This is a genomic window from Phenylobacterium sp., assembly GCF_046590535.1.
In the GTDB taxonomy this organism is placed as follows: Bacteria; Pseudomonadota; Alphaproteobacteria; order Caulobacterales; family Caulobacteraceae; genus Phenylobacterium.
The window spans coordinates 1-7,292 of record NZ_JBKJTG010000181.1 but is presented as its reverse complement, the minus strand read 5'-3'; the positions used below and the strand labels follow the sequence as shown (position 1 = coordinate 7,292).

8 protein-coding genes are annotated in these 7,292 nt (G+C 65.0%); 7 read left to right on the top strand and 1 reads right to left on the bottom strand.

Annotated elements, in window-relative coordinates; all coding sequences use genetic code 11:
* The first annotated feature begins 208 nt into the window (after positions 1-208).
* The 7 genes from ACLL81_RS10790 to ACLL81_RS10760 all read left to right on the top strand — a co-directional run bounded on the left by ACLL81_RS10790 (position 209) and on the right by ACLL81_RS10760 (position 5,861).
* Complete coding sequence (locus ACLL81_RS10790; RefSeq protein ID WP_411288347.1) at positions 209-520, top strand: DUF4304 domain-containing protein; 312 nt, start codon at positions 209-211, stop codon at positions 518-520.
* A 575-nt stretch (positions 521-1,095) separates the two neighbouring features.
* A complete protein-coding gene (locus tag ACLL81_RS10785) occupies positions 1,096-1,758 on the top strand; it encodes an acetyltransferase (protein WP_411288346.1) in 663 nt (220 codons plus the stop codon).
* Between the two features lie 9 nt (positions 1,759-1,767).
* Positions 1,768-2,697 carry a hypothetical protein gene (locus tag ACLL81_RS10780; RefSeq protein ID WP_411288345.1) on the top strand — a complete coding sequence of 310 codons (930 nt, stop codon included), beginning with the start codon at positions 1,768-1,770 and terminating at the stop codon, positions 2,695-2,697.
* Positions 2,694-3,452, top strand: coding sequence for a TylF/MycF/NovP-related O-methyltransferase (locus ACLL81_RS10775; protein WP_411288344.1), 759 nt, complete (start codon positions 2,694-2,696; stop codon positions 3,450-3,452). The genes ACLL81_RS10780 and ACLL81_RS10775 overlap by 4 nt, the downstream gene beginning before the upstream one ends.
* Entirely contained in the window at positions 3,449-4,240 is a 792-nt protein-coding gene (locus ACLL81_RS10770; RefSeq protein WP_411288343.1) for a phytanoyl-CoA dioxygenase family protein, read from the top strand. Before ACLL81_RS10775 ends, ACLL81_RS10770 begins: the two co-directional genes overlap by 4 nt.
* Complete coding sequence (locus ACLL81_RS10765; protein WP_411288342.1) at positions 4,237-4,983, top strand: class I SAM-dependent methyltransferase; 747 nt, start codon at positions 4,237-4,239, stop codon at positions 4,981-4,983. Before ACLL81_RS10770 ends, ACLL81_RS10765 begins: the two co-directional genes overlap by 4 nt.
* Positions 4,984-4,985: 2 nt before the next feature.
* Complete coding sequence (locus ACLL81_RS10760; RefSeq protein ID WP_411288341.1) at positions 4,986-5,861, top strand: phytanoyl-CoA dioxygenase family protein; 876 nt, start codon at positions 4,986-4,988, stop codon at positions 5,859-5,861.
* Between the two features lie 6 nt (positions 5,862-5,867).
* Here the strand turns inward: ACLL81_RS10760 and ACLL81_RS10755 are convergent.
* On the bottom strand, positions 5,868-7,292 hold a 1,425-nt coding region (locus ACLL81_RS10755), incomplete at its 5' end, for a glycosyltransferase 61 family protein (protein WP_411288340.1).

Below are 7,292 nucleotides of genomic sequence, written 5' to 3'. Positions count from 1 at the left end.
TGAAAGTGTCCGGCGGCAGGATTTTGAGGCCTGATGTTCGTACTCCGCTGCGAGTTCCGACTCGGGGAGGAGAGCCAAAACTCTTTCAGATGGAACTGAAGCCCAACACACCGTCTGGCCATCGTGCCGCAGCAAGGGCCGTCAAGAAATACGTGCAAGCTACAGGTGTGAAGACACGGTCCATCTTCTATGATCCGAAGCCATTCATATGCCGCGCACGTCTTACACTAAGGCGATAGACGCCATCCTGCGCCCCCTTGGGTTTGAGCGTGAGAAGCGGCTGTGGACACGCATTCGCGGCGATATGGAAGAGAGGCTCGACCTCCAGAAGAGCTGGGTTGATGGCAGTGTGACTGTGAATGTTTGGGCGAGGGATCTTGAGACCGACATGATACTCGAGGCCATCGCCTTCGACGAGACAATGGGCATCATTCAGTCCGGCGTGCGGATCGGGGCCTTGATCGATGGGCGCGATCGATGGTGGAAAAACAATCCGAACGGACCGGCGGAGGTCGCCTAAGCGGTGCGCGTCTATGCGGTTCCTTGGTTCGATAGGGTTCAGAGCCTCGAAGACCAAGCGGCCAAATGGTTTGGGAGAGGTGCGACGAGGCAATGGAGCAGCCCGAACCTCACGGCCCTGGCGGTGACGCTTTACCGCCTTCGCGAGTTGGACGAAGCGCTGGCGCTCTTTGAGGAGCCCGTCCCGAAGACGGCGATTCCGTCACTCGTAGCCAGAGGTCGATGCGTGCAGCGCTGGCTTCAAAGCCAGATGCCCAATACCTGACTTCTACGTTGGCCGATCAAAAGCGGATCGGTCGTGCGTGCCCGTCAGCGTCTCGGCGCTGTCGCTGAACCTGCTGATGCTCGGCGTTGCGCGCGCGCCCAGCCCGGCGACCTCGTTGGCCGGGTTGGCGCCGTCAGTTCGAACGCCACTCTATTGACCCTCTCCGGCGCTCCGGCCGCCGGCGCCACGAGGTTGTTATTAGACCTCGGGGGAAATCGCCCCCGGGGGCTCGCTGTGGGCCGTCTGGCTGGTTATCATCGGGCGCCGCTCACTGGCGGATCGGCATGGCCTATGGACCGGCGGAGCGATGGATGCGTGAGCTCGTCATATTCGGCGCCGGCCAGATCGCTGAGGTCGCCCACTACTACTTCACGGCGGAGGGCGCGCGCCCGGTGGCGGCGTTCACCGTCGACGCCCAATTCCGCCAGGCCGGCGCCGTGCTGGGTGTTCCGGTGGTCGATTTCGAGCGGGTCCAGGATTTATACCCGCCGGACAGCTACGACATGTTCGTCGCCGTCAGCTTCCGGCAGGTGAACAAGTTCCGCATGCAGAAGGTGGCTGAAGCGGAGGCCAAGGGCTATGCGCTGGCCAGCCATGTGAGCCCGAAGGCCGCGGTCTGGAACGGCTTCGTGCTGCAGCCGAACACCATCATCATGGAGCACAATGTGATCCAGCCGTTCGTGACGGTCGGCCGCAACGTCACCATGTGGTCAGGCAACCACATCGGCCACCACAGCACGATCGGCGATCACTGCTTCATCGCCTCGCAGGCGGTGATTTCGGGCAGCTGCACGATCGGCGATGGATGCTTCATCGGCGTGAACGCCACCGTCCGCGACGGGATCAGCATAGGGGCGCACGCGGTCATCGGCGCCGGCGCCCTGGTGCTGGCCTCCGCCCCCGACGAGGCCGTGCTGATCGCCCAGGCGGCCACGATGAGCAAGGTTCCCAGTAGCCGACTAAGGTCGATCTGAAGGCGTGCGATGAGCTGGAAGCGAATGGGCCGGATCTTCAATCCGGCGGATCATACGTGGGCGAACTCACACGCCCAGGTCCCGACCCCGTTGCTGTACGACGACCGGGTGCGGATTTTTTACGCCGACCGCAATGAGGTCGGGAAGAGCTACACGACCTACGTCGACCTAGACCGCGGGGACCTGACCCGGGTCATCTACCAACACAAGGCGCCCATCCTGCCGTTCGGCGCCCCCGGCACGTTCGACGACGATGGGGTCATGCCCAGCTATGCCCTGCGCCGCGACGGTCAGGTCTGGCTCTACTACAGTGGCTGGAACCGCGGCATGACCGTACCCTACCGCAACTCGGTGGGCATCGCCGTGAGTGACGATGACGGCGCGACCTTCCGCCGGCTGTTCGAGGGGCCGGTGCTCGAGCGCACCCCGCAGGAGCCCTACATCGCCGTGACGCCGACGATCCTGCATGAGGAGGGCGTCTGGCGGATGTGGTACATCTCGGGCCTGCGCTGGACGCTGGTGGGGGAGACCTACGAGCCCGTCTATGTGATCAAGTACTGCCACTCCGTCGACGGCGTCCGCTGGGAGCGCCCCAACCAGGTATGCATCGCGCAAAGCCACGAACAGGAAGCGTTCTCGCACCCCTCGGTGGTCCGAATTCGGGGGCAGTATCTGATGTGGTACTGCTTTCGGTCCTCGGAAGACTACCGGGACGGCCGGGGCGCCTACCGGATCGGGTTCGCCGATTCCCCCGATGGTTTGACCTGGCAGCGCCGGGATGAACAGCACGGCCTGGATGTGGCTGGCGGCGGCTGGGACTCGACCATGACCTGCTATCCGTCGGTGATCGAGATCGACGGCCATATCATCATGTTTTACAACGGAAACGGCTTTGGCCAGAGCGGCTTCGGCTACGCCACCCTAGAGAATTTCGAATGACTGATCCGGCGCCCGTCGAGGTGACAACCGCCTTCGGCGAATCCTTCGATTTCCGGCGGCGGCTCCAGGAGCTGTTCGACAGAAGTCCCCTGGAGCCCGATGAACTGATGTTCAATCTGGGCCTCTATGTCCGCAGCTCGCTGCTGGTCAAATTCCTGGTCCTGGACGACCTCTACCGCCGATTCGTGTCGGTGCCGGGCGCGCTGATGGAATTCGGGACCTGGCGCGGCCAGAACCTCGTCCTGCTCGAGAACCTGCGGGCCATCCACGAGCCGTTCAACAAGCAGCGGACCATCGTCGGGTTCGACACCTTCACCGGCTATCCCGAAGCCTCCGGCATGGCCGATACGGCCCTGAAGGAACACGGGAGCTATCGGGCCACATCCGACTATCCGAGTTACCTTGCCGAGTTGCTCGAGGCGCACGAAGGCTCCAATGCGTTTGGCCACCTGAGGGGCAATCACCGACTGGTGGCCGGAGATGTCACCGAGACCGCGCCGCAGTACTTCGCCGACCATCCCGAAACCCTGGTGGCCTTCGCCTTCTTCGACATGGGCCCCTACGAGCCCACGGTCGCGGCGCTACGGGCCATCCAGCCGCACCTGGTGCCCGGGAGCGTGATCCTGTTCGACGAGCTCACCTGGAGCGGCGCGCCCGGTGAAGCCATCGCCTTCAAGGAAGTGTTTCGCGACATCCCCTACGCCATCGAAAAATGCAGCCTCTATCCCTCTAAATCCATCGTGACCGTCCTATGAAGATCGCGCTCGATCTGGCCGCCTATGCCGATCGGATGCACGAGCGGGGCTGGGTGATTTTTGAGGACGCAGTCGCGCCGTCCCTGGTGGCGCGCCTGCGGGAGGACTTAGAAGTGGCCTGGGAGATCTGCCGCGCCCACCAGGAACGCAACGGCGTGGCCACCGACGCGGACAGGACCGTGCACCACCTCGTGGGCCAGCGGCCGAGCTTCCTGGACTACATCGACGCCAGCGCGCCACTTACCCCCTACCTCGAGCACTACTTCGAGGGGAAATGCATCCTCAATTCCTTCGGCGGTGCGATCAACACGCGGGGGCACACGTCCTACGCGCAGCGGATACATCGCGACATCCGCTCGTTCTCGGGGGACATGCCGCTGCTCCTGAACACCCTGGTGATGCTCGATGAGTTCACGTCCGAGAACGGCGCCACCTACCTGCTGAGCGGGTCTCACAAGCGCGCCGAGAAGCCGGACGAGCCGACCTTCTACGAACGGGCCGAACAGGCGGTGGGCCCGGCCGGCAGCATCCTGATGTTCAACTCCAACGTCTGGCACGCCGGCGGCGAGAACCGGACCGACGCGCTGCGCCGATCGCTGACCCCGATGTACTGCCGGCCGTTCATCAAGCAGCAGTTCGACTATCCGCGGGCGGTGGGTTACGGCCGGGGCGCGGAGCTCAGCGCCGACACCCGCCAGATCCTGGGCTACAACGCCCGCGTGCCCGCCACCCTCGACGAGTGGTACCAGCCGCCCGAGCGGCGGATGTACAGGAGCGATCAGGGGTGAGCGGTCGGGTCCTCAACGAGGAGTTCGCCGAAACCGAGGCGCGCAAGTATGCCTACGATTTCGACTATCGCATGCATGACTACATGCTGCGGACGTTCCGGGACCTTCTGCCGCCCGGCCGGGCGCTCGAGCTGGGATGCTTCGAAGGCGAATTCACGAAGAAGCTGGCGGCGATATTCTCCGACCTGACCGTGGTTGAAGGCTCCAGCGACCTGATAGGTGTCGCCCGGACGAAGGCTCCCCCCCCCGTCGCGTTCGTGCTGAGCCGTTTCGAGGCCTTCCAGCCGGAACAGCGCTTCGACGCGGTCTTCCTGATTCATACGCTGGAGCACATGGACGCGCCGGTGGACCTGCTGAAGCGCATCGGGACCTGGCTGACCCCGCAGGGCCGCCTGTTCCTTGTGGTTCCGAACGCGCACGCTGCTTCGCGGCAGATCGCGGTGGAGATGGGGCTGATCGCCGAGCCCACCGCGGTCACCGAAGGCGAGTACCTCCACGGGCACCGCCGGACCTACAATGCGCAGACCCTGCTGGCCGACGTCCAGGCGGCGGGGCTCAGGCCGCTGGAGACCGGGGGCGTCTTCTTTAAGCCCTTCGCCAACTTCCAGTTCGACAAGCTGATGAAGACCGACATCGTCGGCGACGGCTATATGGAGGGGTGCTTCAAGCTGGGCCGGAAACACCCCGACCTCTGCGCGAGCATCTACGCCATCTGCGAGAGTACGGCCGGGACGGAACTGTAGAGATGAAGACCACGACGGCGGCCACCTCTAAGCCTGAACCTTCGGCGTCCCCGCGCGACCATTTCCTTGCAGAAGGCTTCGTCGTGGTTCGTGGCCTGCTGGACCCGGCCGAGCTGGACGAGATCAATCGCCAGATGGGCGAGCTGTTCGTCCTGCAGCTTCGCCGCCTGTGTCTGGCCATCGACCTGGGGGATTCCCGAGAGGCTTGGCAGGCTAACGCGGCCCGGCTCCTGGCGGCCGACCCCCAGCTCTACATCTCCACGGCGCGCCTCACCCAGATGCTCCCTTCGGCGAACCGGCTACTGCTGTCCGAGCCGATCCTGGCCCTTGTTCGCGAGCTTGGCGTCGAGGTGCCCGTGGTCTCCACGCGCGCCTCCAACCACATCATGTCCGACCTGCTGCGGATTCCCGGCGGCTATCACAAGTCGCCGCCGCACCAGGACTGGCGCAGCATGCAGGGTAGCCTCGACAGCCTAGTGCTCTGGATCCCGACCACGCCGGTCACCGAGCGGTCCCACGCCTTGGAAGTCGTGCCCCGGTCGCATCTCCTGGGCCTGCTGCCGACGGTCGACCACATCATGACGCCGACCGTGAGCGATCCCAGGATCACGGAGGATCAGTTCGTGCGGCTGCCGATGAACCCCGGCGACGTGGTCGCCTTCTCCTCGTTCATGGTGCACCGGACGGGCGAAGAGGGTGATGGCCTGGTCCGCATCGCCTTCAGCACCCGGTACAACAACGCCGCCGAAGAGACCTACGTGGCCCACGGCTATCCGACGCCCTACAAGTACTCCTACCAGACCGACCTGATCGTCGAGGGCTTCCCCACGATCCAGGATGTGTCGCGGACCTTCCCCGCGGCCGGACGCGCGGAATAGCTAGGCCTATGTGGGCTGAAGCGGCGTTCTGGCCGAGGCGCCCAGGCCCGCCTCCAGCTCCGGAATCGAGACCGTGTACATGGCGTGCTTACGGGGGGTCTCGTCGCCGCAACAGATGAACGTCACGCGATAGCCAAGCGCATCCATCCAGCCGCAGAACAGGCCCCAGTTGAAAATCCCTCGCTGGGAGAGGACGAAGAACTCCGTGCCCGGGGCGGAGAAAATGGCGTTCATCAGCGACGAGCCGTTGGAAGCCACCACGACCTGCGCCTCCTGGAAGATCCGGACCTGATCGGCGAAGGTGTGATCCTCCGGGTCCAGGATCTCGAACCCGCGGGCCGCCAGATAGGCGCAAATCTCATCCTCATTCCGCGGCCGGCGGCCGCCGCGCTTGCGCCGCGACAGGTAGATTTTGCGATCGGTGCGGTCGGGCGGCGGCAGCCGCGCCTGAACCCGGCGCGACATGAAGTGGAACGCCTCAACGGAAACCGGCCCCTGCCGCTCCGGGGGCACGGTGTGGCCTTGGTTCATGTGCACCGGGAAGAAGTAGGTGGGGGCCGCGACCACCAGCTCGCGGCATCGCAGCGCGCCGCCGGGCGGGAGCTGGATGATCGGATTTGAGGCCAGCAGCCGCAGGAACTCGAAGTGCTGCGGGGGCATGACGCTGTCGACGATGATCGGCAGCGTCTCGAATCGCGGGTGATGCCGCAAGAGGTTGAGCCGCGGCAGGTATTCCGAGATCCAGTGGCCGAAGTGCTCAGACACCGACCCCGACAGAAGCATCGCCGCATCGATTTCGTCGCCGGCCTGATATCGGCCGACGTCGAGCAGCAGCCGATCGCCGATCCGCTCGGCGATCCCCAGCTCGGACATGAAGTCGCCCAGGGCGTCGCCGTAGTCCTTGTCCGCCATGGAGTCGTGGAGAGCTGCCCCGTCGGGGGTGAGCACCAGACTCGACCTGGAGAAGATCGTCGCGTCGCGAATCGTGCAGACGTAGGGCCTGTAGCCCAGGTAGGTGCTGCGGTTTCGGGGGGCGTCCGGCTCGCCGGCGATGACCGGGTTCACCCAGGCGATGACTTCCGGCTCGCCGACCCAGTCCATCGTCACCCCGGCCATGGCCGCCCAGTCAGGAACCGACATCAGCGGCGCGGTGACGAAACCCGGCGGGAGTTCCGCCTCGGCGCCAGCGCGGAACAGCAGCCTCGCCCATGAGGCCGCGATCCTGCGGTCGGCGACCCGGGCGGAGATCCTCTGGAAGAGCGGCCGCGCCGGCTCAAGCCCCTGGGCGGTGACGGTTTCTTCAAGAAGCAGTACGGCGATGTCGGCCCGGTCTGGAAGCAGCTCATAGGCGCTCAGGAGCGCCCGTGCGGCCTCGGCATGGCGCCCGAGATTGCGGTTTGATGCCCCCAGCACGAAGGCCGCCGTTGGATT